Raw genomic sequence first — 25,994 nt, 5'->3', positions numbered from 1 at the left:
CAAATGAATTATACACTTATCGCCCAGCAGGCGAGCATTGCTGAGAAACAGGTTAGAAGTACTATCCAGCTTTTTGAAGAAGGCGCTACGCTGCCTTTTATTGCCAGGTACAGGAAAGAAGCAACAGGCGGGCTGGACGAAGTGCAGATCGGGGCGATACGTGAGCTGTGGCAAAAGCAACTGGACGTTGAAAAACGCCGGGAAGCGATCCTTAAAAGTATTGAGGAACAGGGTAAGCTGACGCCCGAACTCCGCAGGAAAATTGAAGGTGTTTTTACACTTACCGAGCTGGAAGACATTTACTTACCATATAAGCAAAAAAGAAAAACACGCGCCATTGCGGCTATCGAGAAAGGGCTTGAACCACTCGCACAGGCAATTTTTTCAGGTAAGGAAAATGATCCGGAAGGAAGAGCGGGCGCATTTCTGAATGATCAGGTAGGTACTGTGGCCGACGCTTTGCAGGGTGCGCGTGATATTATGGCTGAATGGATCAATGAAAACCAGGATGCCAGGGCCAGGGTCCGGCAGGTTTTTCAGAGGGGTGCTGTAATTACCTCAAGGGTTAAAAAGAAGAAAGAAGAAGAGGGTGTCAAATACCGCGACTATTTCGATTTCAGTGAGCCGCTTTCTCGCATTCCGTCGCACAGACTGCTTGCGATCCGTCGTGGCGAGGAGGAAGGTATATTAAATGTAGATATTTCGCCGGACGAGGACCAGGCGCTCGAAACATTGGACCGGCTCTTCCTGAGAGGTTCTTCATTGTGTAAAGACCAGATTGAAGCCGCGATTTCGGATAGTTATAAAAGATTGCTGAAACCTTCCATTGAGACTGAGTTCAGTAATTTGTCTAAGGAAAAAGCCGATGTAGCCGCCATTCAGGTATTTACTGAAAACCTCAGGCAACTGCTGCTCGCGGCTCCGCTCGGACAGAAGAATGTACTCGCGATCGACCCGGGCTATCGCACAGGCTGCAAAGTGGTGGTGCTGGATCACCAGGGAAACCTGCTGACAGACCAGGTAATTTATCCTTTTGACCGACCCGCCGACGCGCAAGCCAGGGTCACAGAGTTGATCCGAAAGTTTAAAATAGAAGCGATTGCAGTAGGGAATGGAACTGCCGGCAGAGAAACCGAAGACTTTGTTAAGAAAATTCTGGATGCATCAGGAGACTATAAGGAGATCGGTTTGTTCCTGGTAAGTGAACAGGGCGCTTCCATTTACTCTGCTTCGGAAGTGGCGCGCGAGGAGTTTCCTGACAAGGATGTGACTGTTCGGGGCTCGGTTTCTATTGGAAGAAGGTTAATGGATCCGCTGGCCGAGCTGGTGAAGATTGATCCCAAATCTATTGGAGTAGGGCAATATCAGCACGATGTCGACCAAAATTCATTGCGAAATGCTTTGGATACAGTCGTAGAAAGTTGCGTGAATTCCGTAGGCGTAAATCTCAACACGGCAAGCAAGCATTTATTAAGGTATATTTCTGGCCTCGGACCCGCTCTGGCGCAGAATATCGTGGATTTCAGGGCTAAAAACGGGAATTTCAAATCTCGTCAACAATTATTGAAAGTTCCCCGACTGGGAGCCAAAGCATTCGAGCAGGCTGCCGGCTTCCTACGCATTGAAAATGGCGTTAACCCATTGGATAATAGCGCGGTACATCCTGAGCGTTATAGTCTGGTTGAGCAAATGGCGAAAGATGCAGGCTCGTCTATTAAAGACCTGATTGGCAAACCTGAAATCCGCAAGCAGATACGCCCGGAGCAGTATGTTTCTGATACTGTGGGTCTGCCAACTTTAAAAGATATTCTTGCAGAGTTGGAGAAACCGGCCCGAGATCCCCGTGATCAGATAAGGAAATTTAATTTTGACAAATCCGTTAGAAAGCCGGAAGATCTGAAAGTGGGAATGATACTTCCAGGTATTGTCACGAATATCACGGCTTTCGGCGCGTTTGTGGATGTGGGAGTAAAGCAGGATGGACTTGTGCACGTATCTCAGATGGCAGACCGCTTTATCAAAGATCCTAATGAGATTGTCAAGTTGCAGCAGGTTGTGCAGGTGAAGGTAACTGAGGTGGATCTTTCGAGGAAGCGGATTGCACTTAGTATGAAACTTTAAAAAACAACCTTTCCGGGTTTCAAAGTCCGGAAAGGTTGTAATGCATTTACAGAACGTGCTTGTGCTCGTTTTCGAGAATGCGTTTGATATCCCTGGACACTTTCATCCAGTGACCTTCGGCTGTGACCACAGCATCTTCCGAATCCAGGTTATCCTGAGTGATAGTTAGCGTGGTTTCGTCATCATATTCTGAAATGTGATAGGTAACGTGTGCGTAGTTGTCTTCGTAATCCTCAACGCCCGCCAGCGGGCTCCAGAACGAGTAACTTAAAACACGCTCGGGAATGATTTCGAGGATCGTGCCTTTGTCGACGTAAGTCCGGCCCTCAAACTGACCCGTAAACAGGATCGGGCTTCCGACCTGCCACTCCGAATCTATTTCGGCGCCATTCATATATTTTTTTACGATCTCAGGGTCAATCAATGCCTTCCAGACATCAGACGGACTTGCGTAGATCGACGTGGATGTTGTTGCTATCAGTTTTCTGTTCATTGTTCCTCAGAATTTAGTCCTATCTTGATTGGGCTAAAATCGTGCCACATCAGGTTTGTTCGCTGGCGCGGATGTTTTGGTATTTTCCTAAACAACACACAATGCAAGAGCTATATTTTAAGCAAAAGTTGCCCGTCTCACTAGACGAAGCCTGGGAGTTTTTTTCCAATCCCGCCAATTTGAAAGATATTACGCCCGCTCACATGGGGTTTGTAGTGACGTCGCGACACCACGGTGAGAAAATGTACGAGGGGCAGATCATCCGGTACATTGTCAAGCCGGTGCTGGGCATTCCATTGAAATGGACAACTGAGATCACGCACGTTGTCGACAGGAAATATTTTGTGGATGAACAGCGGTCTGGTCCGTATGCATTCTGGCACCATCAGCACCGCTTCACCGAAGTGGATGGCGGTGTTTTAATGGAAGATATCCTGAATTATAAGGTACCTCTCGGAATTCTGGGAGATGTAGTTAATGCGGTGTTCGTACGAAATGAGGTAAATTCGATATTTACTTACCGGCAAAAGGTACTTTCCGAACGGTTCGGCAGTTAGAAGTTGTATTGCACGCGGCAGGTAAAAAGATCGTCGGCTACATCGGTTTCAAAGCCTGCCAGTGCTGACTTTTCATTCCGGACAATGTCATAGTAAAAGGTGAATTTCAGCGATTCGTTGGCAACGTATATGTAGCCCATTCCAAAGGTGTCGTACCGTAAGTCAGCCTTACTGAAACCTTTTACATCAGATATCTGCATTCCAGAAACGAGCTTGTTGGGATCATACCAGTCGTACTTGAAAACCAGCATGTGTTCAAGGCTCCCCAGACTTTGAAGAAAATAGAAGTACCCTCCATCAAAATTGCGAACGTACAGCGGATTTTTGATACCGTTTGTCACCGGGTAAACGCCCGGTGTCTCGCTCGTGGCAAATGTGGCGGTTTGCTTTCCTTTGATGTACTCCGCTCTGAATTCCGTTTCGCCTCTCTTGTTGGGAAAGCTGATCTGGATATCTGCGCCGGCGTAGTTGCGCGGAGCGGCTTTTCCGAGGTTGCTCTCAGTCGAATCGCCGATCATGACGTACTCACTCCCGCGCCGCTGCGTCTTGTAATATAGCTTCGACTGGTGCGTGATCCCGCCAAGGTAACTGGATACTGCGGCTGAAAGTGTGGCGCCGCCTAATGCACGCATTTTCGTCGGTTTGAGGCTGAACCTGCCGATCACGTCTTTGTGGCTGTCGTAATCCATCGGTCCCGACATTCCCTGCCCATTGAAGACGCCCGCGTCGAGCTTTAATTTCTGCCACCATAGATCAGTGTGCCGGCTGGTGACGGTGAGCATCGCACCAATATCGCGCTCAGTCCGCATCAGGATCTGCGACATCCGGCCGCGTTCCGGACTTTCCCGGTTGGCAGAGGAAAGGTTGACCTCGTATCCGAAAGGCCTGGCAAACATCCCGGTGGTCAATGCGAAAAGCCGGAATTTGTTTTCGTAAAACCGGCCCCAGAAATCCCGGATCGCGACGCCCCTTTCTGTTCCGTCAAATTGGAATACAAAGTAAGAAGTCGGATCGTTGTGCTCATTTAAGTGCGCGTAATCTACACGCAACCTTCCCCGCCGGAGCATAAACCGATTGTTAGCCGCTGAACTGAAATTCCCGCCGCCGTAAGTTTCGGCGCCTTTTCTGGATATATATTGAAACTGCGGTTGAATGTAGCCGCTGATTCGAACGCGATTATAACGTTCATAGATGGACAGCATACCCTTTCCCATCTGGTTGGTGGTATCAACAAGGTCCATTAAAAAACGCTGAGAGAAACCTTGACCAGCGGTCAGGCAAATAAGCAGGAGTGTAAATCCGGCATATCGAAGTATCATTAAGAAAATCAATTGGTGGCAGAAGTTGCAAAGAACCTCAATTTTTGGCAGATATGCGGCTGTCTGAGCCTAACTTTTCCGCTTTTTAGCCTTAAAGTATTGAGCTTATAATATTTGCCGTCAGGAGGGTTAATATTGAACATCAAGTACTTTCAATAAAATAGTATGTACTTAAAGTATGGATTTGGTATTACTTTTTATTAATATAATTAGTATTAAAAGTATATATCGGTTAATACAAAAATAAAGTTTGGATAGTTTGCGCCATTTAGGCTGTTATAAACTATCCAAACTTTTGATAATACTTACCTTATACTAGTAGGCCACCGTAAAGCGCTGTTTGATGTGATTGTTCTGCTCGATCTCATCCACGATTGCGAGTGCCAGATCCTCTACCGAGATAATGCTCCTGTGGTTTTCATCATAGACCGGACTTTCCAGGTCTTTGCGATACGTGCCGGTTTTGCTACCGGAAGTTCCCGGATGCATTTCAATGGCAGGGCTGAGGAAGGTCCAATCCAGTTCGTTCTCTTCGTTCAATATTTCGAGGTACTCACGCGCGGCACTTGCGCCGGGCTTGTATTCTTCCGGGAAATGCGGCGTGTCGATAAGCTGAACGCCGGGCTTCACAAACAGGCTACCCGCACCGCCAACCACAAGCAATCTTTTCACGCCTGCCTGCCTTACTCCCGCCTGGATTGATTGTGCACCTGCCAGGAATTCTGCATAGATATTCGGGTTGGTCCAGCCAGGGTTATAGGCGCTGATTACTGCATCTGCTCCGGTGACTGCGCTTGCCACTTCCTGGGGTTTCAGTACATCCGCCGACACAGCCGTAACGCGTCCGCTATCTGTTGCAATTTTGTCTGTATTGCGTGCAATTGCGATTACCTCGTGACCTCTGCTAATTAGTTCCTGTAACACATGAGAGCCTACAAATCCAGTGGCTCCTATTAATGCGATTTTCATTTATGTTTCTTTTGATGTGAATAATATTTGGAAGGGAAAATGGAGGAAGGTGAACGGAGGAGAAGTGGTATTCATCCTCAGCCTGTTACCTTACTTTAAACAATGTATACATATTTTGTTTATTATATTTTGGATACTTTTTGAAAGTACAAAAAGATCAATATGTTAGAAATGAATTTATAGTATTATACAATTAATTTGCTACTTGCTTTTGATATTTATAATATACTTGCAGCTTATCATACTTTAAATATTTATTAAACACACCAATATGAATTCTTTGTATTGATCTAATGAAAATAACTATACCAATTAGCTACCTAAATTTTCACTTCAGGACAGTCAATCCGCCTTTATAGGAGCGGCGGGTATATTGGATCAGGTAGTAATAATACCCGCCTGAAATGTTATCCGGGCACCAGTCGTTTGGCCGGATTTTCGAGTAGTAGATCTGCTTCCCCCAGCGATTATAGATGGTGATATCCTTGAACTGGTCGTCGCATTTGTCGCGGGGCAGATCCTGGAATACGAAGCAGTCGTTCTTCGAATCACCATTTGGAGTGATCACATTCGGGAACTCCGGGAAGGGTTCTTCTTCGGTATCCTTCACCGTAATCCTTACCGTTGTGGTGTCACTTGCGGAAGCGCAGCTCTTGTCCAGCGAAATAAAATCAACCATGAAAGTCTGCTCAGCTTCGCCGCCCAGCAGGCCGCATTCAGGATTCCAGGAGTAGGGGGAGCTTACGGTCTTCATTCCTGTTTTGCCTTCAAACAACATTCCCATTTCTTTCAGGTCAAACCCTCGTCCGGCCGCAACCAGGCTGATCGCGTTGGTATCAGGATCATTTCCGAACACATCAAATGAAATTCCTTCCGCAGTGCCGATGGTATAGCTAACCTCCTGCACCGGGAGTGAGGTCCCGACAGTCGGCGGGTTGTTCGGTGATTCGTCGACCACAAAGTACACAGGTTTTGAGACCGGCATCGGATTTCCTTCGCACCTCATATCTTCGAGTTTGAAGTCGACTGTAAGTGTATCTCCTTTTTTCGCATTGCAAGGCGGCGTCCAGGTGAAGTTCTGCTGTACTTTCTCCGTTCCCGAAGCAGCCAGGAAGTTCATGCCCATTGCATTCATGTTGAAGTCGCGACCGCGGCCGGATAATGCCAGCTTATCCTTATCTGGATCTTTCCCGAAAACAGTGAAGTTGACCGGTACACCAGCAGTAACATGCACGAAGTCGCTGCCTAACGAAGTACTCACCACAGGCGGATTGTTGCCGGAACTTTCCCGGCGGATGAAAATGCTGAGCGTGTCCATTAACGGGACCGGGCAACTTTCATCTTCCGCAATCAGCTCGATCTTGATCGGGCGGTTATCGTAGGTCACGAAACATTCGTCGAGGCATACTTCAAATCTAAGTGTATCATTCGCGATCGTGGTGCGGAATTCAGCTGGCAGGATCGTGAAGTAATCTTTGGAATTGTTTACAGCGCGCCCGTTGACCTTGATCAGCTGGTTTACTGTCGGGTCGGTAACAATGACTTCGAAGCAGTTGGGATCATCTTTTTTGACGGTTATTATTTCATTTTCGCTGTACCAGGTTGTTTTTCCTTTGGGTTTGTACAAGAGTTTGGGTGGGTCCATCTTGGGGCAGTCGACTACTTTTAGCTGAAAATCCCGCGTCAGAGAGCCGATTTTGACGCCATTCCTGAATTCATCTACCTGCACCGCAAATACATACAGGCCGACGCTACCAGGCGTTACGGAGAGCATTCCCGTTTTAGGATTCACTTTCAGGGGATCGGGGCCGGGGATTATATTGGCTTCCGAAACGCCATTGATCCAGCTAAGGCGCGGATAGCTGGACGAGCCACGCGCGGGAATGCTGGGGTTCGCTTTATCCGAGTAACCCTGCATGGGTGTGATCAGTTTGTAGGAAAGACTGTCACCATCTGCATCTGAACCGCCGAAATCAAAGAAAAAAGGAGAATTCACGCACGCATAATCGCCTTTAATGGCCGGGAAAACAGGGGAGGAGTTTTTGAAATTTGCATTGTTCTTCATCAATGGCGGGAATTCCAGGTAGAACAAGCTCCCGGCGTCGCCCGGGTTCTGGATATTCGTGATCGTTCCATTGCGGCAGCATCTGTCCCAAACCATGTAATAGCCGTCGGGATCGTTGAATTGGCCGGGTTCGAGCCGCAGTGCAGTACTGTAAGTGATCATGTAAGTCTGCAGTGTGGATATTCCGCAAAGCGGATTAGCGTAGGTGACCGATTTTCGTTCTATTTTTGGGGCTTCAAGCCAACCAATCGGTGCATTGTCGCGTTTTCGGAACACGTAAATTACTACCGAGAGATCTTCGGCGCCGGGATTACCATTCAGGGCATCAAAGTACATGGTAAGTCCCATATTGTAGTTATAGTACTCGTTGGGATTTTGCGTGATGAAAAGCTGGCCGCCGACGATGTGCGTTGCTTTGGCTTGAAAGAAAAAGAAAAGAAGAAAAACAGACCAGAGAAAACGTTTTTTCATGGTTGAATGAAGCAGTAAAAATGATCCTATATGATTTGGATTAAGAATTAAAACAAGAAAGTATGCTCAAAAACAATCAATATGAGTACGTTGAAATTACCGATTTTGCGGCAGAAGGCAAATGTATATTTAAGTCCGAAGACGGTGTAATTTTTGTTGAAGGAAATGTGGCTCCGGGTGACATCGTTGATTTGCAGGTTGTAAAAACCAAGAAGAAACTCAAAGAAGCTATTGTTACAAAAACACACAAGCTTTCCGAACTACGTACCGACCCATACTGCCTGCATCACACCGTTTGCGGCGGTTGCAGGTGGCAGCACATCGACTACACGCATCAGCTTACATTCAAAAGGCAGCAGGTGATCGATCATTTTGAACGGATCGGGAAGATCAAAAATGTTGACATTAACCAGATTATCGCTGCTCCGAGGACGGAATATTACCGTAATAAGTTGGAATTCACTTTTTCAAACTGGCGCTGGCTTACAAAGGAGCAAATGGATTCTGGACAGCAGTTTTCCAAAAATGCCCTCGGTTTTCACGTTCCAAAGCGTTTTGACAAGATTTTCACGGTTGACCACTGCCACTTGCAGCCGGACCCTTCCAACACGATCCGCAACTCCCTGCACCACTTCGCTGATCTGAAGAACATTCCTTACTATGATGTTAAGTTCAACGTCGGCATTATGCGCAACCTGGTTGTGCGGACTGCGAATACGGGAGACGTAATGGTGATCGTGCAGTTTGGTGCCGATAATCAGGAGGCGATCAGCGAGGTAATGGAGTATATGCACAAAACGCACCCTGAGATCACTTCGCTCAACTATATCATTAACCTGAAAGGAAATGATTCGTACCAGGATCAGGAAGTAATCCATTTCGCGGGCGAGAATTTTATCCGTGAAACGATGGAAGACCTGACCTTCCTGGTTGGTCCGAAATCATTTTATCAGACGAACTCAGAACAGGCTTACCAGCTTTTCAGCGTCGCGCGCGAGTATGCCGGCCTGACAGGTAATGAGTCTGTGTACGACCTTTACACCGGAACAGGTACGATTGCCAATTTCGTTGCGCGTAGGGCCAGGAAGGTTGTCGGAGTGGAGTATGTGGAGGCCGCAGTGCAGGATGCGCGCAGGAACTCGGAACTGAACGGAATTACGAACACGTCGTTTTTTGCGGGAGATATGCGCGGCATTATGAACGAAGGTTTTCTAAACAAGCACGGAAGACCAGATGTAATCATCACCGATCCGCCCCGCGCCGGAATGGACGTACCTGTTATAGAAACAATCCTGAAAGCCGCACCGGACCGCATTGTATATGTAAGCTGCAACACAGCCACACAAGCCAGGGATATCGCATTGATGTCGGAAGCTTACGAGGTTACCAAAGTGCAACCCGTAGATATGTTCCCAAACACGCACCACGTGGAGAATGTGGCGTTGCTGGTGAGGAAGTAGCCCCCCTAAATCCCCCGACGGGGGACTATGCAGATTGCAAAAGTCCCCCGTCGGGGGGATTTAGGGGTAAATGGTGGGGTCAAAACGGCGGCTCGCTGTCGGGGCCTTTGTAGTCGAAGTTGCTGAGATCGTTGGCGCGGCTTCTTAGTGTGCCGCCTGCTGATGATGGGTTTGCCTGGCTCTCGAATGAACCGATCGGGTTTGTGGTTTGAATCGGCCTGTCTACCGAGAAGGGCGCTGGACTGTAAGCGGAATCAAGGTCGGCGAACTTCGTGTACTTACCGATAAACCGTAGCTGTATGGTATCCAGTGAACCAGCCCGGTTTTTTGCCAGAATTACCTCGCCGATACCTGCAACCGAGTTGCCAGCTTCATCTTCGGTAATACCATAATACTCAGGACGATAAAGGAAGATAACCATATCGGCATCCTGCTCAATCGATCCCGATTCACGCAAATCCGAAAGCTGAGGGCGTTTTTCTCCGCCACGCGTTTCTACTGCCCGGCTAAGCTGCGACAGTGCGATCACCGGCACGTCGAGTTCTTTCGCCAGGTTTTTTAAAGACCGCGAAATCATTGCAATTTCCTGCTCGCGGTTACCTGCACCTTTGCCGCCGGTATCGCCGGTCATCAGCTGCAAGTAGTCAATCACGATCATCTGAATATCGTGCTGCGCCTTCAAACGGCGACATTTGGCACGCAGTTCGAGAATGGATAGGGCGGGAGTATCGTCGATGAAAATCGGCGCATTAGTCAGGCGATGAATGCGGTGATGCAGCTGCTCCCACTCGTGCGGGGCCAGGCTCCCTTTTCTGATCTTTTCACTGTCAATTTCAGCCTCTGCCGAAATAAGCCTGTTCACAAGCTGAACAGAGGACATTTCAAGCGAGAAAATGGCGACCGGCATGTTGAAATCCACAGCTGCGTTTCGGAGCGAAGAAACGACGAATGCCGTTTTTCCCATACCAGGACGTGCCGCCAGGATCATCAATTCGGTTTTCTGCCAGCCCGAAGTAAGTCGGTCCAGGGCACTGAAACCCGATGGAACCCCGGTAAGACCGTCTTTATTGTTTTTCTTCTGGTCGAGCTCAGCCAATGCCTGTCGCATCAGCGCGCCCATATCCGCGTAGTTCTTCTTAATGTTGGATTCCGATATCTGAAACAGGTTCTGTTCCATTTTATCTAGAAGCATGAAAACGTCTGTAGTATCTTCAAATGCTTCCCGCTGGATCTCGGAGGATATTTTGATCAGCTCCCGCTTGATATAAGCCTGCGAAATGATCCGTGCGTGATATTCGATGTTGGCAGCGGAGTTGACCTTATTGGTCAGCTGCATGATGTATGGAGCACCGCCGATCATTTCCAGCTCGCCGGTGCTTCGCAGCTTGGCGGTAACCGTCAACATATCAATCGGCTCCGAATCGGCGAAAAGGGTGATAATCGCGCTGTAAATCCGTACGTGAGCTTCTTTGTAAAAACTGTCGGGACGGAGAATGTCAGCCACGGCCGTCAAAGCATCTTTTTCAATCATCAGAGCGCCGAGCACAGCCTCTTCCATATCCACGGCCTGAGGAGGCAATTTACTGAGAGTCTGATCGATAGATGGTGTCCTCGCCCCGTAAGGCTTTTTAGCGAAAGCCCCTGATTTGGAGCCTTGTCTGAAAGAATTATTGGGTGCCTTTTCGTTTTCCATAGAAGACAAAGTTACGCAATGCAGGGCGCGATCAAAAGAAAGGATCTTGAAGTTGGGCCTTTATTTTTTTGGAAAAAAACTTCATTTTCCTGCCAATCTGATAATGAAATAGTTGGTCGGAAAACAGGCGTTTTTGCATTATTTTTTCGTGTGCGGAATAGGATTTTGTAATTCTTTGTTTTATAAATGTTGGTATTATTACTAAATTTTAGAACAAATAGGTAAACACTAAACTTTGATTCATTTGCTGGAAAAAATCATCACGCTCGAAGACGTTTCAATGGTTGACTTTTTGGGTATTCACAATTCGAATATTAAGGAGGTCGCCGCCGCTTTCCCGGAAAGCAAGATCATTTCACGCGGTAACGAGATCCGCATTCAGGGCACGGCGCCCGAGATTATCAGGATCACAGATGTAATGGACTCGCTTCTGGCACACTACCAGAAATATGGTAAAATCACCAATGACAATGTAAAAGGCTACCTCAACGGTGTTTCCAAAACGCCGGTGCCAAGTGGCGAAGACGATGACGATGTGATCCTTTACGGAAATAAAGGCCTCGTTATCAAAGCAAAAACAACTAACCAAAGGCTGCTGGTCGAGCAGGCGGCCAAGTTTGACCTGGTATTCGCAATTGGTCCCGCGGGAACGGGTAAAACATATACAGCAGTGGCCATTGCGGTACGCGCTCTCAAAAACAAGGAAGTCAAAAAGATCATCATCACACGGCCAGCGGTGGAAGCAGGGGAGAACCTGGGCTTTTTGCCGGGCGATCTGAAAGAAAAAATCGATCCGTACCTGCGCCCGATCTACGACGCGCTGGACGATATGATCGCGCCGGAGAAGTTGAAGTTATACCTCGAAAGCAGGACGATCGAAATCGCGCCGCTTGCCTATATGCGCGGACGGACGCTGAACAATGCATTCATATTGCTGGACGAAGCGCAGAATACCACGCCAATGCAGATGAAAATGTTCCTGACAAGGATGGGCCCGAGTTCCAAGGCAATTATTACAGGTGATAAATCACAGATCGATTTGCCGAAAAATCTTAAATCAGGTCTTACTGACTCTATTATGGTTTTGAAAGGGATCAAAGGGATCAGCTTTGTTGAATTGGACGGATCAGATGTGGTGCGTCACCGCTTGGTTAAGGATATTCTGGCTGCTTATGAAAAATCGGAGCAATAGGTTACTGGCATTGTTGCTGATGGTGTTGGGCACTGCTGCTATCTCGATAGCGCAGGTACCCGACGCTGAATTAACCCGTTGCGCGAGCACCGAGCGGGATTCTTTGAGAGTATTGAAGAATCCCGCGCTGCTCAGGCTGCGCCAGCATTCGGAAGAATTGATTCAGAACCAGGTTCGTTTAAGAAAAGCCAGCCGGATCAATGCGGATGAAATTATTACAATTCCTGTCGTCGTGCATTTGATCCACGGACAGGAAAACCAGCGGATCGGTGGGGCCAACAATGCGAACATTACCGATGCGCAAGTCGCCAGCCAGATTGAAGTACTTAATGAAGATTACGGCAATGCGTCCGGCTACAAGGGTTTTTATACCGATTCCCTGGGGGTAGATACCGGCATTCGGTTTAAACTGGTAACGATTGTTCGCACCTACAATGCAAAGTCGCAATTCAGCCCGGTCAGTGATGCTGACGAGCTCGCTGAAATTTCTCCGGCCTGGTCAACTAACCGCTACCTGAATATTTGGGTATGCCGCCTGAACGACAGGTACCTGGGCACTTCCCAATTCCCCATTGTTACGAAAATAACGAGCCAGACTGCCGGTCTCGGTACCGAAGAAGATGAAGCGAAAGACGCATTAACAGACGGTGTGATTATCGATTTCAGGTATTTTGGCAGAAATTCAGATGCGATCACCAGCAGAATTTACAATCTGGGCCGCACCACCACGCACGAAGTTGGGCACTGGCTTGGATTGATCCACATTTGGGGCGACCAGAATTGCGGTACCGACTATTGCGCAGATACGCCGACTGCATTTACCAAAAATGAAACGACCGATACGGACTGCACACCCGTTTTCTCCAATTGCCGGGGTGTGAACACGCGTAACATGATCGAGAATTATATGGACTACTCGCCGGATATTTGCATGAGTATGTTCACCAATGATCAAAAGGAGCGAATGCACGCCGTGATGGAGCTGAGCAAGCGACGAGCCAAGCTGGTGGAGTTATCTAAAATTACCACAGAAGAGCTAATAGTGAATCTGTACCCGAACCCGGTGCAGGAAGTACTTTTTTCAGACGTTTACACACCTAACTTTGAAGTATTTACCGCAAGCGTTTATAATCAAAAAGGGCAAAAAGTGATCGGTGAAGCTTTAAACCGAACTTCTCTCAACGTAAAAAATCTACCCAGCGGAATCTACTTTTATAAGGTACAAACCGCTTCCAGGACATTGACCAAACGGTTTTATGTTCGCTAACTATGCTGTCAAGAGCTCCATTTGTCGGCATAGTTTTGCTTTTTATGGCGGGAATATTGTGCGGGGACTTTCTTGCAGATCTTACAGCTGACTGGCTTCTTCCTGGTATTCTACTCATTACAGCAGCAAGCTGTTTGCTCTGCTACCAATTCAAATCTTCAAAGCTCTTTACTGCCTCATTCTGGCTTTTCCTGATTGTATCAGGTGCATTTTGCCGGATTACTGCTGAGCAGAAGAAGGATCAACAAATCGCCTATCTGGAGCAAGCTGACTATCGCGCCTATGAAGCCACAGTAACCAGTTTGCCTGAAAAGCGCGACAAGATGGTAAGACTGGAAGCCAATGTAACCCGCATTCTAGCTCACGGCCAATGGAGTGGTATACATACCAAAGTCTTGCTGAACCTGCCCGCTAATGCCGCCGAAATTCCTCAGCCGGGCGATGTACTTGTCGTGAATGGGCGGCTTGAACTTCCTGCGCCTGCACTCAACCCTGAACAATTTGACTATCGTAAATACCTTAGGAACAAAGGGATATTATGGACCGGGCAGCTTTGGGAAGGCACATTTCAGAGTGTTAAAAAACCGATCAATCACTGGTCGCCAAGGTACTGGCTGGCGGCTACTTCTGAGTGGGCGGACCTAAAATTTCGGGAGAATATTGTTGATAATGCGTCTTACGGTCTGGTTAAGGCAATGTTGCTGGGAAGGCGTGACGATCTGCAAGCCGGGCAGACCGACGATTATGTTGCATCCGGAACTGTTCACATTTTGTCGGTATCGGGAATGCACGTGGCGATCATCTTTCTGGCGATCAGTGCAATGCTGGGCTGGCTAAAACGCTGGCCGATCGGGAAGCTGCTTTATGTCGGGATAATGATCCTGCTTCTTTGTTTTTATGCGATGGTAACCGGCTTTTCGCCTTCTGTTCAGCGGGCAACTATCATGTGCATTGTTTTTGTGCTCGCGGAAGTTTCGGGCCGCAAGCAGCATTCCATGAACACCCTGGCGATTTCTGCATTGCTGATCCTGCTGTTCGATAATGCCGCTTTGTTTGACGTCGGTTTTCAGCTTTCTTACCTTGCAATGAGCGGGATTTTTCTGTTTTATGAACCGATTTACCGCATTGTCACGCCCAGGAACAGGGTACTCAGCTTTGCTTGGCAGGTAACCGCACTTGCTTTTGCTGCGCAGCTTGCCACATTTCCACTGAGCCTCTACTATTTTCATCAGTTCCCGACGTACTTCTGGCTGGTAAATCCATTTGTCATCGCATTCACAAACGTGTTGCTTCCGGCGGCGTTGGTTTTGCTGCTGGTAAGTGCCACTGGTATGTTTTGGCTGCAATGGCTGGCGAACCAGGTGGTGGAGTTTTCGGCTTACCTTACCAATGTAGCAGCCGGTATTCCGAAGCACTTTCCCGGGTATCTGGTGGAACAGGTTAACCTGGGCGCCATTGAAGTTGTAATGCTCTATTGCATTCTCTTTTTGATCTGGTACGCTTACGAGAACCGCGCGTATCGCTCGCTGAAATACAGCTTCGCACTGGTGTTTCTGCTTACCAGTTTTTCGGTTTCGCAAAGCATTCAGCTGCACTTATCCGGGGAGCGGATATCTTACGTCATTCCAAAACACTCAGCAGGAAGTTACAGGCACGGCAATGTGCTGTATGTTGCCAGCGACGACGCGTTCAAATCCGACCAACGTGCATTCGATTTTTATGTCAAAAATTACGCTGTAAGCCGGGAAGTGAGCGAGGTTGTTTTTGTGAAATCGAAATAGACTGCCTCGCATTTACGTATTCACACGTCTGCAAACCTTGCCAGGTTTCATGCTTCATTAAATTTATTTCAAATATTTTCCGGTATCAGGCAACCGAAGTGGCTGTGAGTTCATTATAGCTGCGATTTTATTCAATAAGCGATTTTGATCACACCATCCATTATTTACAAAGCGCAAAAGAAGGATGCTGTGGCACAGCGGATGCTCTTTGACTTTTACGGACGGATTTTGTTCAGGCTAGCCAAAAGGTATCTTGTAGATCAGGCGAAAACAGAGGATGCGGTATCCGAATCGTTTTACATCATTTTCAAGAAAATAGGATCTTGCAATTTTATAGCTGTACCTCCATTTGAATCGTGGATTAAAAGGATTGTTGTTAACGAATGTCTGCAAGTTTTGCGGAAAGAAAAGCGGTTTGAGACGTATGACAATGATGAGAATAATGTAAATGAAGTTGATGATAGTACAGTCGAGAAGTTAACTGCCGAACAAATTTTTCATTTGATTGAAAAACTGCCAACCGGATACCGGACTGTTTTCAATTTGTATGAAATCGAAGGCTATTCACATGCAGAGATAGCGGGTTTACTGGGTATTAGCATCGGCACTTCCAAGTCTCAGTTGAGTAAAGCAAAAAGCATTTTGCAACAGAAGTTAATTGAATTAGATCCGGCTTATGCAAAACGAAAACTTGTTTGATAAAATAAAGGAAACCGCCCTGCACGACCTCTCAGGTACAGATGATTTTGACCCCGAAAAGATATGGGCAAAATCAAAAAGAAAAGAACAACGCAGCAGGGTTCGGTTATGGAGGTTCCCTGTCGCAGCGAGTGTCCTTTTTGTTCTTGGATTGGCGTTTTGGATTTCAGCAAGGCAAAATATTGACCTACCTGCCGGTTCCGTTACGAAAATTGCAAAAGTGCCGGACAATGCTGCCACAAAGCCTGCAAAGGAATTTGTCAGGCAGTTTGAAGCCGACAAGAGATTACCTGTGCAGCCTGCTTCACATTCTGACGTTTCAAAACAAATCGGCGGTAATAGGGATTATTCCTACGCATTGAAAGACAGCTTAATTACAAATGCACCTGTTGCAAAGGCTGTTCACATTGATACTGCTAGCGTAACATCGCGGTTAGCTGATATGGAAAATTTACGTCCACAAAATGTTGGTTTAAGTGATAAGGGCACATCTGCAGATCCATTGGGACCAGTTAGGGAAAGAGTATTAATTGCCGATATTTCCCTGCCAGCAGATAAGACAGAACACGTTTCTACATTAACACAGATATTTGAACAAGTTAAAATAGATCGTATGATGCGCAAGAAGCGCCTGCAATTCAGCCGGCACTATCCTAAGAATGGCTTGTGGTCATTTGTTCACCACAGTTTTAAAGAATACCCCTCGCCTCGCAATTAACAAGCTTCATTTTCTAATTATGAACACGATTATTTTTCTCCTTGGGACAATGTTGAATTTGTCCCCCGCTAATGCATTGCCTGACACCATCATTTTGCGCGTCGGCAATAGTAGTAAAGTAATCTTTTACGGGAAGTCGCCGCAGGATTTGAAAAAGCTCGAACAACTGGATTTAAATCTGATTCTAAAAGATTTGAACCAAAAGCAAAGCATGAGAGATACTTCGCAATTGCAACACATTGTGCTGGATAATAGCACATTCGAAAGCAAGAATGCAGCATTACCGGAGGGCTCGAAATATTGGAAAAATACTTTCCTGAACCTTCATGTTGGAACAGGTTACCATGCCAACCGTTATACGTTTTTCCAGCCGCCAACGTCAGTGCTTAACCAACCGACTGCACGATTATCCAGTGATATTGTCATGGAAAATCTGTTAACAACGAGCCTGTCTGTTGCGCATGATGCAAAATTGCTGGACCGTGACCGTTACGCATTTGCACTTCGATATGGGGTCGGCTTGGGGCTCAATATTCAGAGGTACCTTCACTGGAATTCCATAAAATCAGTGCCACCGGAAAATATTGCGGAGATGAAGGAACGGGGAGAGGCGGTGTTGCAGGCTGAGAAGATCACGCCTCTACAATCTGACTTTAATGCTTTTCAGACTTATATCCAGCTCTCTCCCAAGATATCGCTCAAAAATGCGAATGGATTATCTACTTTCTATCTGGATCTGGGGATCAGGTTAAACTATAACCGGCTTTTCCCGAATGCAAGTCCCTCCATTTATTCTTCCTCCATACTCATTAATAATCCGTCAGGGCCGACAGCTGCCGGTGAAGGTCCTGTTATACGCGGTGGCGGATATGAAGTGACTGCCAGGAAACATACATTCGCTCCCAGCTATGTGGCGGAGATAGGATACAAATGGATAGGAGTTTTTGTTGTCTACTATCCTGACTACGTGCCGCTTACAACCAGGCTGGTCGAGGGGTCAGACAGAGCAGGTGCCGGATTTACAAACAACAAGAAAGGAAACCTTGGCTATGTATCCTTCGGGCTTCGGCTCGGGCGCTAGATTTTCGACTCCCGGGATCACTGTACCGAATACAGTTCGGCGATTTGCGCTGCTACTTTCTTGTCCCAGGCAGCCTGAACGCCAGCATTCAGCCCGTGGCCCGTTTCACCGTCGTATTGTTCCTGGTCACGGTTCATTTCTCTGAATGCTTCCAGGAACTGGTACTGGATCTCGCTGTCGTAATCTTCAATGGTGAGCTCCGCTTTTCTGAGACGCTCTTTGAATTTCTCTACAACCAGTCGCGTAATGTCAAAGTGGATCTGCTCGTGGCGCAGTGTACCTGCATTCCGCGATTCAGGCCGGCCCCAGGACATGCTTTTTACCATGAACGTTTTCAAACCGATTTCAACGACCAGATCATTGCCTTTCGGATAGGAGCGACCTTCGTAGCCGAAGCTTGTAAAAACAGCCGCTGCATAACGGCTGCCGGGTTTCGCACTTCTTACTTTGAAATCGTCCCAAATCAGCGGCCTTTTTGGAGAATAGAATACGGTGTCATCGTCTGCGGCAGTATTGATCTCCTTGAACACCAGCAACAAATTGCGGGCAAGCGCAGGATTTTTTCCGGCATTGTTGGACATCCATTTCTGAAAATGCACGAGAGATTGATCCAGCAGCTGTTTAACCAGCTTTTCGTAATCGTATTTCGTTTCGGGGCGCGTGTAAGTTGCAGAGGTTTGGTAGCCTGTCAGCTCCACAGGCTGCATATCCCGGTACCACCTGAATTTGAGACTCAGCTTCACCTCGCCGGTCACCTTATTGGGCCCGACACGTTTTTCGTTTAGCGACAAATCCTTGACAGTAATGTAAAGCGGGAGGTAAGCCTGTTCCTTTTTCGGCGCAGCAAACGACCAGTAATTGAACAGCTCTTTTTCCGCATTGCCCGGGAGTGCAGCGGGGATTTCCTTTCCAAATGCAATCACTTTGCCCAGCGCCGCCCCAGGGTTTGTGCGTTTGTCTTCTACTTCCTGAATGAAAAACTGGTAAGATTTAAACAGCGCCGCGGGCTCCTTAGATAAAGCCAACACAACCCGATCCTGCTGTGCATGAGCTGCAAGCGGTAAAATGAATAATAACAGATATTGCAAAACCCCTCTGATCATAGTCCTAAATCCATATTGAATCCAACTGCCATTTATCTAAGTTTGTAAAAAAATACAGTAAAACGAATGACATTACCTACAACGAATTTGCGGCCGGAATTTGATGACATTTTCATGGAGTTGGCAAAAAATCTTGCCAAGCGCTCCCACTGCATCAAAGCCCAGGTAGGTGCGGTGCTTACAAAAGACACAAGGATTATTTCAATAGGATACAACGGACCGCCGGCGGGAACGCACAACTGTGATGAAGAATTTCCGGGAGTAGGTTGTCCGCGAGACGCAAAAGGAAGCTGCTCGCTGGCCCTTCACGCAGAACAGAATGCGATCCTGTTCGCAGTCAAAAACGGTTCAAATATTGAGGGATCGACACTTTTCGTAACCCTGGCGCCCTGCATAGCCTGTGCGAGGGTGATTTACACAATGAAGATCCGGAAGGTTATATTTCTGCATTCCTACGCAGCATACAAGGGAATAGCGATAGAAGAAGGCGTAGAGTTTCTGAAAAGATTCGGCGTGGAAGTGGAGCAGTATAAGACGGAGTAAAGGGAAGAAAGGGACGAGGGAAGAAAGGGAAAGATTAACTAAGACTAGCTGATATATTTCCTTCCTCCATTCTCCCTTTCCTCCATTCTCCTTAAGAATCAATGATGATGCACACCACCTGCTCCGTGCACGTGGCCGTGGCTGATTTCCTCGGGAGTTGCAGGGCGTACTGAAAGGATCTGGCCGGAGAAATGCATTTGTTTACCTGCCAATGGGTGATTGAAGTTCATGAGAACGATATCTTCCTTGATCTCTACCACCTGGCCGTGCATTCTCTCACCGTCTTCGTTGGTCATCGGGATAATGTTACCTATCTGAAGCAGCTCGTCCTGATCTACATCTTCCATTTGGAAAACGGCCTTAGGAAGCTCTACGATAGCTTCTTCGTCGTATTCGCCGTAACCTTCTTCGGGCTCAACAGTAAACTCGAAAGTGTCACCTGCTGACAAACCTTCGATCTGCGATTCGAATCCTTCGGGCAGCCCGCTGATGCCCTGGATTAAGTACATTGGATCGTCTTCGCTAACTACCTCAACAACATCCATTTCTCCATCGGAGTCAGGAATTTGTAAGCTATATGTCAACGCGACAACGTTATTTTTTTCGACTTTCATTTGCTCGTTTGATTAAAATGAATGTTGTTGTAAAAGAATTGTTCCATAATAGGAATGATGGCAAACGTACGGGATTTTTGTTAAAATGTAATTGCTATGAACTTTTTAGCCCATATTTTGCTGTCAGGTGAAAGTGAAGGAATCATGATGGGAAATTATGTGGGCGATTTTGTAAAAGGGCGCCTGACACCCGAAAAAACGGCAAATTGGAACCCGGAGTACGTAGTTGGTTTGAAGCTGCACCGCTTCATTGATTCGTTTACAGATACCCATTCCGAGGTGCATGACGCCAAACAGCTCGCCGCCTTGACGCAGGGGAAACTCGCCGGGATTGTCATGGATATTTACTTCGATTATTTTCTTGCAAAGCATTTTGAGGATTACCATTATGAATCGCTGCAAGTGTATGTACACGGAAAATATTCGGAGATTGAAAAAAACGAATACCTGATCCCTGAAAGTATGATTCCGATGGTGCGGTCAATGATCCGGCAGGACTGGCTGACCGGCTACGCGACGCTCGAAGGCATTAACACTACATTTCACAGGCTCTCCCGCCGCGCAGATTACCTGCATCCCATTAAATTTGCAGCAAAGGAGCTGGAAGCGAACGAGGCATTTTATTACGAGAAATTCCTGAAGTTCTTTCCCGACCTCCAAGCTAGTGCGGCGACGTTCATTACAGACAATGCAACCCGCTGACTTCCTTTTAAATATTAAGCATCCACATAATTGACATAGCCCGGGTTACCGGGTATCGGAAATGGCGCATACTCCTGAAAGCATTCTTAAAGACATTCGAAATAAAAGATACCTGCCGATCTATTTTCTGCACGGCGATGAACCTTATTATATTGATTCCATTGCTGAGGAGCTGGAAAAGCGGATTGTTCCAGAGTCAGAGAAAGGGTTTAATCAGTTTGTGCTTTACGGAAAGGATACGGATGTTGCCGGGGTGCTGAGCTATGCGCGCCGCTTTCCATTTATGTCGGAGCGGCAATTGGTTTTGGTTAAAGACGCAAACAAGCTGGGCGGGATCGAACAGAAAGATCAGCTGGCGCGACTGGAAGATTACGCGCAAAATCCGCTTTCCAGTACCGTGCTGGTATTTTGCTTTCAAGCAAATGCCGATGAGCGCCGCGCCTACATCAAGGCTATTCATGCGAAAGGCGCGGTGGTGCAATCAAAAAAAATGTACGATAACAAGCTGCCTGATTGGGTTTCTTCATTCTGCCAGCAGGAGGGTGTCAAGATCAGCCCGAAGGCGGTGTTGATGCTGGTGGATAATATAGGTAACGATCTGAAGCGCCTGACTAATGAGATCAGAAAGGTGATGGTTAACCTGAAAGTAGGTGAGGGGATAGATGCGGGTGCGGTGGAGCGCTTTGTGGGTATCAGTAAAGAATATAATGTATTCGAGTTTCAGAAAGCGCTGATGTCGCGTGACGTGATGAAGGCCAACCAGATCGCCCACCACTTTTCGGCAAATACAAAGGATAACCCTCTGGCGCCCATTCTGATCATTTTATATAATTTTTACTCCAAGCTGCTGCTGGCGCACAAGTCGCCCGATAAGAGTGAAAAAGGCTTGGCGGCGGAGTTGGGGGTCAATCCGTATTTTGTTAAAGATTATCTGCTTGCCTGCCGGAATTATCCGCTGCCTAAAGTGGCCAATATCATCCATTATCTCCGTGAATGCGACGGCAGGATGAAGGGACTTGACGGGGTCACGGTATCGGAAGGCGAGTTGCTGAGGGAGCTGGTTTTCAAAATCCTGCATTGAGATAAATAGCAAGAAACAGCTTTCAACGATATTCCAATTGACATATCTTCGATCATGGAAGAAGGAAACAGCATACTCATACCCACACCTGCGCTTTTCAGTTTCGAGGAATGTATGTGGTTTTTAAACCGCAACTACGACGACTGCCTGCATGAAATTCGCGATAACAGCATTTACAAAGCTCTGGAAATCAATGTACAGCTTGTGCTCGTCAGGATAGTTGAAAATGGAAACTTCCTGGAAGTTGAGCTGCTGAAAGGTGAAATGGATCAGGAGGGCGAAGCATTTTTAATCGGGTATATCCGCGAATGGTTTGATATGGATACCCAAATCCAGCCTTTTTATGATCTGTTGAAAAAAGATACGCGGCTGTCTTACATGGCAGAAGCATTCAAAGGTTTGCGACTGGTGAGCATTGCCAACTTATATGAGACAATTTGCTGGTCGATTATCGGCCAACAGATCAATCTATCTTTTGCATATAAGGTAAAGCGCGCGCTTGTGGAGCGGTTTGGCAAGCGGATATCGTACGAAGGTCGCAGCTATTTTGTGTTCCCGGATCCCGAAGTTCTGGCGGCGGTGAGTATGGAGGAGTTGAAGGCCATGCAATTCTCTACCCAGAAAGCGGATTATACGATCGGTATCTCAAAAGCATTTGCCTCCGGGGCGCTGAGCCGCGAAATGCTGGAAGCTTTGCCCGATTTTAGTTCGAAAATGAAGGCGCTTACTGCTCATAAAGGTATAGGTGTGTGGACCGCCAATTATGCATTGATGAAGTCACTGCGCGAACCGGAAAGTATTCCACATGGCGATATCGGACTGCTGAATGCATTGGCCAATCATGACATTATCCGTGACAGGAAGGAAACAGATCGTATAGCTGTGCTTTTCTCGCTGTACAAAGGTTGGGAGAGCTACCTCGTTTTTTATCTATGGCGGAGTCTGACCTTTAAACAATAAGATCAAACCCTTTTCCATTGCAGGTACGCTTGGCGCATGCAATGTGCGCAGGGCCGGTAGCCGTTTTCACGGACTTCTTCTTCGGAGCTGAAAAATATCCTGTTTTGCTGTTTCATTCTTCTGCCGGAGTGGCAGTTCAACAAACCATAGATACGCAGCTTACTATTTCCAGCGAATCTGATTTCGTCTCTTTGTATAAGCCCGAAAAGAAACCGGCTGGTCTTAAAAGAAAGCGGGCCGATTTCTGAGTGCGACACCATAGCTAGCTCAATGCATCATGAAAAATAATTCCAAGTGTGTAGCGGCTGCCCGTATGCACCTGGCTTACGCCGTGCTTCATATTGGCCCGGAAGTAACCCCTGGTTCCGTTTATCGGCCGGAAGTTGGTCGTGAAAATGAGTATATCTCCCAAATTGGGTTGCAATACGATTGCTTTTGATTGCGCTCTCGGGATTTGCTGCGTAAGTACAAATTCTCCGCCGGTATAATCCTGTCCCGCCTGATTCAGAAACAGGACCATTTGAATGGGGAAGAATACATCACCGTATAAATCCTGGTGCAATGTGTTGTGGCCGCCTTCGCCATATTTGAGGATCAATGCGGTAGGTTTTACCTGTCCGTGAGCACTGCATTGTTCCAGGAACTCCGCATAATCATTTGGGTAATGCTGCGAAATTCCAAGCTGGTGCATCCAGTTGTTCGCTACTGGAACAAGGTTTGAATAATAGTTTTCCCGCAGTGCGCTAATCAATGCGGGCAGGGGATAGTTGAAGTATTTGTATTCACCTAAACCGAACCGGTAACGTTCCATTACGACCGTTTTGCGGTATAGGTCCGCGTTTCCATACTGGCTGATCAGCCGGCTACATTCATCAGCATCAATGACTTGCCTCACCAGCGCGTAGCCATTATTATTGAGGCTGTTTGTTAAAATTTGCCATTCCGTGTTCTGTATTGCTCTCATTGCAGGATAATTTGTCAGGATCAAGTTTGACAAATGTATCCTGCGAAAAGAGTAGGGAAAACCTGAAACTTGCGGGATTTAACCTTACCTACACTGAAACCACCTGCTCGTCTTTCCGCTCGCCAATCTGCTGGCGCCACATGGCATAGTACAGCCCTTTTTCGTCCAGCAGCGAGTTGTGCGTACCCACCTCGATAATCCGGCCTTTTTCAAGTACGTAAATGCGATCTGCATGCATGACAGTTGACAAGCGGTGGGCGATCATCACAGTAATATGTTGCCGCTGATCGGTAATCGTCCGGATTGTATTGGATATCTCCTCTTCCGTAAGCGAGTCGAGTGCCGAGGTTGCTTCGTCAAAAATGATGAGGTTGGGGTTACGGAGCAATGCGCGCGCAATGGACAGTCGCTGCCGCTCGCCACCTGAAAGCTTCAATCCACCTTCACCAATGACGGTGTAAATACCGTTCTCAGCCCGTGAAAGCAGGTTATAGCAGGCAGCTTTGAGCAGCACATCATTAATCATCTCATCCGTCGCATCGGGGTTGACGAAGAGCAGGTTTTCTTTGATAGTACCTGAGAAAAGCTGCGTATCCTGCGTTACAAAGCCGATTTTGTTCCTTATTTCATCAAAATCAATGCTGTTTCCATTGAAGTTGTTATAATAAACATTCCCTTCAATGGGGGGGTATAGTCCAACCAGCAACTTAACCAAAGTGGTTTTACCTGAGCCAGACGGACCAACAAATGCAATCGTTTCGCCTCTTTCCACTCTGAATGAGATGTTTTCCAATGCGGGCCGCGTAGCTGACTGGTGCTGGAATTTGACTTGTTGGAATTCAAGAACTTCAATTTCCCCGATCTTTTCCGGCAGCAAAGGTTTCTTTTCAATGGGCCGGGCCAGAAGCGTTTGCAGGTTGTTCAGCGAAGCTTCGGCCTCGCGATACGAAAGGATTACGTTACCTAACTCTTGCAATGGGCCAAAAATGAAGAAGGAGTAAAACTGCATCATCATCATCTGTCCCACGGTAATCTGGTCGCGGAAGACAAAGAACAGCAGCGCGAACATGATGCATTGCTGCAGAAAGTTAACGAACGTTCCTTGTATAAAGCTGATTGAACGAATGCTTTTTACCTTTTTCAGTTCCAGTTTCAGGATCTTGAAAGTAGTAGTATTCAGCCTGCTGATCTCCTGTTGCGTCAGTCCGAGGCTTTTTACAAGTTCTATATTTCTTAATGACTCGGTTGTGGAACCGGCAAGGGCGGTTGTTTCGGAGACAATGTTCTTTTGTATTGCTTTGATCCTGCGGCTGAGGATGCTTGTCAGAATTGCGAGTACCACGGAGCCTACCAGGTAGATCAGCGGCAGCATCGGACTGAGCTTAAATGCGACAATCACAACGAACACGATACCGATCAGCGTCGTAAAGAGTACATTGACAAAGTTCATGATGAACTTCTCACAATCTGCCCGCACTTTTTGCAGGACTGACAATGTTTCCCCGCTTCGCTGGTCTTCAAAATCCTGGAAAGGCAGCCGCAATGCATGGCGAAGTCCGTCCGTATACAGGTTAGCGCCAAATTTCTGGATCACCACATTCACCAGGTAATCCTGGAAAGCTTTGGCAATGCGGGAGACCATGGCAGTACCGATAATCAGCAGCAGGCCGGTGAGTACGCCTTTGAAAAATTCATCTTTGAGCCCGTTGTTGCGGAAGTGCGCAGCCTTGTTCGCATAAGGGTCGATGAGCAGGTTACCTAATATGTAAGGGTTAAGAAGCGAAAAAACCTGGTTGATTGCGGCCATCAGGAGAGCCAGCAATATCAGCCATTTGTAGCGGCTGAGATATTGTAATAGTAATTTCATACAGTAGCAGGGTGAAATAGGTGATTTACCTAGACTGATAAACTGAAAGCGGGAAAATTTAATTCTCTGCGAAGCCTTAAAATGCAGAAACAATAAAAAAGACATCCTGGAATGGGATGTCTGAAATCGGGTAGCGGGGAGCAGAATCGAACTGCCGACCTTAGGGTTATGAATCCTACGCTCTAACCATCTGAGCTACCCCGCCGGGTTATTGTGGTGCAAAAGTATGTTAAATATTTTTACGGCACAACTCGTTTTTTCTAAAATTGATTGA

23 protein-coding genes and 1 tRNA gene are annotated in these 25,994 nt (G+C 47.1%); 13 read left to right on the top strand and 11 right to left on the bottom strand.

Annotated elements, in window-relative coordinates; translation table 11 throughout:
• The first annotated feature begins 3 nt into the window (after positions 1-3).
• Positions 4-2,121: a Tex family protein gene (locus AC1XTG_RS00715; protein ID WP_484840625.1), complete on the top strand. Its 2,118-nt coding sequence runs from the start codon at positions 4-6 to the stop codon at positions 2,119-2,121.
• A gap of 46 nt (positions 2,122-2,167) precedes the next feature.
• Here AC1XTG_RS00715 and AC1XTG_RS00710 read toward each other — a convergent pair whose 3' ends face one another.
• Positions 2,168-2,614 (bottom strand): SRPBCC domain-containing protein, encoded by a 447-nt coding sequence (locus AC1XTG_RS00710; protein ID WP_056288053.1) that lies wholly within the window; start codon positions 2,612-2,614, stop codon positions 2,168-2,170.
• Between the two features lie 101 nt (positions 2,615-2,715).
• On the opposite strand from AC1XTG_RS00710, the gene AC1XTG_RS00705 reads away from it, so the two are divergent.
• Positions 2,716-3,171, top strand: coding sequence for an SRPBCC family protein (locus tag AC1XTG_RS00705; protein WP_056288056.1), 456 nt, complete (start codon positions 2,716-2,718; stop codon positions 3,169-3,171).
• On the opposite strand, the gene AC1XTG_RS00700 is transcribed toward AC1XTG_RS00705, so the two are convergent.
• The 3 genes from AC1XTG_RS00700 to AC1XTG_RS00690 form a co-directional block, all read right to left on the bottom strand.
• The gene (locus AC1XTG_RS00700; RefSeq protein WP_229238704.1) at positions 3,168-4,490 is read right to left on the bottom strand and encodes a porin; all 1,323 of its coding nucleotides are present in this window, start codon (positions 4,488-4,490) and stop codon (positions 3,168-3,170) included. The two genes, AC1XTG_RS00705 and AC1XTG_RS00700, sit on opposite strands and share 4 nt — an antisense overlap.
• 315 nt (positions 4,491-4,805) lie before the next feature.
• A complete protein-coding gene (locus AC1XTG_RS00695; protein WP_484840624.1) occupies positions 4,806-5,459 on the bottom strand; it encodes an NAD(P)-dependent oxidoreductase in 654 nt (217 codons plus the stop codon).
• Between the two features lie 328 nt (positions 5,460-5,787).
• Entirely contained in the window at positions 5,788-7,995 is a 2,208-nt protein-coding gene (locus AC1XTG_RS00690) for a T9SS type B sorting domain-containing protein (RefSeq protein WP_484840623.1), read from the bottom strand.
• Between the two features lie 62 nt (positions 7,996-8,057).
• Here AC1XTG_RS00690 and rlmD point away from each other — a divergent pair, with 62 nt between their 5' ends.
• Positions 8,058-9,455, top strand: a complete 1,398-nt coding sequence (gene rlmD / locus AC1XTG_RS00685; RefSeq protein ID WP_484840622.1) for a 23S rRNA (uracil(1939)-C(5))-methyltransferase RlmD — start codon at positions 8,058-8,060, stop codon at positions 9,453-9,455.
• A 79-nt stretch (positions 9,456-9,534) separates the two neighbouring features.
• On the opposite strand, the gene dnaB is transcribed toward rlmD, so the two are convergent.
• Entirely contained in the window at positions 9,535-11,148 is a 1,614-nt protein-coding gene (gene dnaB / locus AC1XTG_RS00680; RefSeq protein ID WP_056288073.1) for a replicative DNA helicase, read from the bottom strand.
• 244 nt (positions 11,149-11,392) lie between these two features.
• Between dnaB and AC1XTG_RS00675 the strand changes: the two genes are divergently transcribed.
• The 6 genes from AC1XTG_RS00675 (at position 11,393) to AC1XTG_RS00650 (ending at position 17,886) form a co-directional block, all read left to right on the top strand.
• Entirely contained in the window at positions 11,393-12,340 is a 948-nt protein-coding gene (locus tag AC1XTG_RS00675; protein WP_056288641.1) for a PhoH family protein, read from the top strand.
• Entirely contained in the window at positions 12,321-13,607 is a 1,287-nt protein-coding gene (locus tag AC1XTG_RS00670; protein WP_484840621.1) for a M43 family zinc metalloprotease, read from the top strand. The genes AC1XTG_RS00675 and AC1XTG_RS00670 overlap by 20 nt, the downstream gene beginning before the upstream one ends.
• A gap of 2 nt (positions 13,608-13,609) precedes the next feature.
• Positions 13,610-15,388 carry a ComEC/Rec2 family competence protein gene (locus tag AC1XTG_RS00665; protein WP_484840620.1) on the top strand — a complete coding sequence of 593 codons (1,779 nt, stop codon included), beginning with the start codon at positions 13,610-13,612 and terminating at the stop codon, positions 15,386-15,388.
• A gap of 144 nt (positions 15,389-15,532) precedes the next feature.
• A complete protein-coding gene (locus AC1XTG_RS00660; RefSeq protein WP_484840619.1) occupies positions 15,533-16,087 on the top strand; it encodes an RNA polymerase sigma factor in 555 nt (184 codons plus the stop codon).
• On the top strand, positions 16,065-16,805 hold the full coding sequence (locus tag AC1XTG_RS00655; RefSeq protein WP_484840618.1) for a hypothetical protein: 741 nt from the start codon (positions 16,065-16,067) through the stop codon (positions 16,803-16,805). Before AC1XTG_RS00660 ends, AC1XTG_RS00655 begins: the two co-directional genes overlap by 23 nt.
• A 19-nt stretch (positions 16,806-16,824) precedes the next feature.
• Positions 16,825-17,886, top strand: coding sequence for a hypothetical protein (locus AC1XTG_RS00650; RefSeq protein WP_484840617.1), 1,062 nt, complete (start codon positions 16,825-16,827; stop codon positions 17,884-17,886).
• A gap of 17 nt (positions 17,887-17,903) precedes the next feature.
• Here AC1XTG_RS00650 and AC1XTG_RS00645 read toward each other — a convergent pair whose 3' ends face one another.
• On the bottom strand, positions 17,904-18,989 hold the full coding sequence (locus AC1XTG_RS00645; protein WP_484840616.1) for a DUF922 domain-containing protein: 1,086 nt from the start codon (positions 18,987-18,989) through the stop codon (positions 17,904-17,906).
• A gap of 66 nt (positions 18,990-19,055) precedes the next feature.
• On the opposite strand from AC1XTG_RS00645, the gene AC1XTG_RS00640 reads away from it, so the two are divergent.
• On the top strand, positions 19,056-19,532 hold the full coding sequence (locus AC1XTG_RS00640) for a deoxycytidylate deaminase (RefSeq protein ID WP_484840615.1): 477 nt from the start codon (positions 19,056-19,058) through the stop codon (positions 19,530-19,532).
• 98 nt (positions 19,533-19,630) lie between these two features.
• Here the strand turns inward: AC1XTG_RS00640 and AC1XTG_RS00635 are convergent, their stop codons facing one another.
• Positions 19,631-20,146 carry an FKBP-type peptidyl-prolyl cis-trans isomerase gene (locus tag AC1XTG_RS00635; RefSeq protein ID WP_484840614.1) on the bottom strand — a complete coding sequence of 172 codons (516 nt, stop codon included), beginning with the start codon at positions 20,144-20,146 and terminating at the stop codon, positions 19,631-19,633.
• A gap of 96 nt (positions 20,147-20,242) precedes the next feature.
• Here AC1XTG_RS00635 and AC1XTG_RS00630 point away from each other — a divergent pair, with 96 nt between their 5' ends.
• The 3 genes from AC1XTG_RS00630 (at position 20,243) to AC1XTG_RS00620 (ending at position 22,889) form a co-directional block, all read left to right on the top strand.
• The gene (locus AC1XTG_RS00630; RefSeq protein ID WP_484840613.1) at positions 20,243-20,848 is read left to right on the top strand and encodes an acyl carrier protein phosphodiesterase; all 606 of its coding nucleotides are present in this window, start codon (positions 20,243-20,245) and stop codon (positions 20,846-20,848) included.
• Between the two features lie 61 nt (positions 20,849-20,909).
• Positions 20,910-21,929, top strand: a complete 1,020-nt coding sequence (holA, locus tag AC1XTG_RS00625; protein ID WP_484840612.1) for a DNA polymerase III subunit delta — start codon at positions 20,910-20,912, stop codon at positions 21,927-21,929.
• A 54-nt stretch (positions 21,930-21,983) separates the two neighbouring features.
• Positions 21,984-22,889, top strand: coding sequence for a DNA-3-methyladenine glycosylase family protein (locus AC1XTG_RS00620; RefSeq protein ID WP_484840611.1), 906 nt, complete (start codon positions 21,984-21,986; stop codon positions 22,887-22,889).
• A 2-nt stretch (positions 22,890-22,891) separates the two neighbouring features.
• On the opposite strand, the gene AC1XTG_RS00615 is transcribed toward AC1XTG_RS00620, so the two are convergent.
• The 4 genes from AC1XTG_RS00615 to AC1XTG_RS00600 form a co-directional block, all read right to left on the bottom strand.
• On the bottom strand, positions 22,892-23,005 hold the full coding sequence (locus AC1XTG_RS00615; RefSeq protein ID WP_484840610.1) for an Ada metal-binding domain-containing protein: 114 nt from the start codon (positions 23,003-23,005) through the stop codon (positions 22,892-22,894).
• A 146-nt stretch (positions 23,006-23,151) separates the two neighbouring features.
• A complete protein-coding gene (locus AC1XTG_RS00610) occupies positions 23,152-23,853 on the bottom strand; it encodes a 2OG-Fe(II) oxygenase (RefSeq protein ID WP_484840609.1) in 702 nt (233 codons plus the stop codon).
• Between the two features lie 88 nt (positions 23,854-23,941).
• Positions 23,942-25,720, bottom strand: coding sequence for an ABC transporter ATP-binding protein (locus tag AC1XTG_RS00605; protein ID WP_484840608.1), 1,779 nt, complete (start codon positions 25,718-25,720; stop codon positions 23,942-23,944).
• A 131-nt stretch (positions 25,721-25,851) separates the two neighbouring features.
• Positions 25,852-25,925, bottom strand: a tRNA-Met gene (locus tag AC1XTG_RS00600).
• Positions 25,926-25,994: the final 69 nt, after the last annotated feature.

Source organism: Dyadobacter sp. HNCC25DJ183 (assembly GCF_056895175.1).
The sequence above is the reverse complement of the archived record's forward strand: the minus strand, read 5'-3'. Positions and strand labels throughout refer to the sequence as shown.